This is a genomic window from Klebsiella sp. 141161, assembly GCF_050600815.1.
In the GTDB taxonomy this organism is placed as follows: domain Bacteria; phylum Pseudomonadota; class Gammaproteobacteria; order Enterobacterales; family Enterobacteriaceae; genus Klebsiella; species Klebsiella aerogenes.
Window position 1 is genome coordinate 1 of record NZ_JAQIRN010000022.1, and the last position, 767, is coordinate 767.

The following is a 767-nucleotide window of genomic DNA, read 5'->3' on the forward strand; positions in this document are numbered from 1 at the left end:
GGTTACAACCCGGCGGATTCCCACCCTATCGTGGCGAATCACGTCATTAACGCCAAACGCAACGGGGCGAAAATCATCGTCTGCGACCCGCGCAAAATTGAAACCGCGCGCATCGCCGACATGCACATCGCGCTGAAGAACGGCTCGAATATCGCGCTGCTCAACGCCATTGGCCACGTCATTATTGAAGAGGATCTGTACGATAAATCCTTCGTCGCCAGCCGTTCCGAAGGCTTCGAGGAGTATCGCAAAATCGTCGAAGGCTACACGCCGGAGTCGGTGGAAGAGATAACCGGCGTCAGCGCTCAGGAGATCCGCGCCTGCGCCCGGATGTACGCCAGCGCCAAATCCGCCGCCATCCTGTGGGGCATGGGCGTCACCCAGTTCTACCAGGGCGTGGAGACCGTGCGCTCGCTGACCAGCCTCGCGATCCTTACCGGCAACCTCGGCAAGCCGAGCGTCGGCGTCAACCCGGTACGCGGGCAGAACAACGTCCAGGGCGCCTGCGACATGGGCGCGCTGCCGGATACCTATCCGGGCTACCAGTACGTTAAGTTCCCGGAAAACCGCGAGAAGTTCGCTAAAGCCTGGGGCGTCGACAGCCTGCCGGAACATACCGGTTATCGCATCAGCGAGCTGCCGCACCGCGCCGAACACGGCGAAGTCCGCGCCGCCTATATTATGGGCGAGGATCCGCTGCAGACCGATGCCGAGCTTTCCGCGGTGCGCAAGGCGTTTGAACAGCTGGAACTGGTTATCGTCCAGGA

The 767-nt window shown here is 61.4% G+C and carries 1 protein-coding gene; it reads left to right on the forward strand.

The genetic code is table 11. The features are described from left to right. Positions 1–767, forward strand: a 767-nt coding sequence (locus tag PGR79_RS23795) for a molybdopterin-dependent oxidoreductase (protein WP_430922623.1), incomplete at both ends; no start/stop codon positions are given.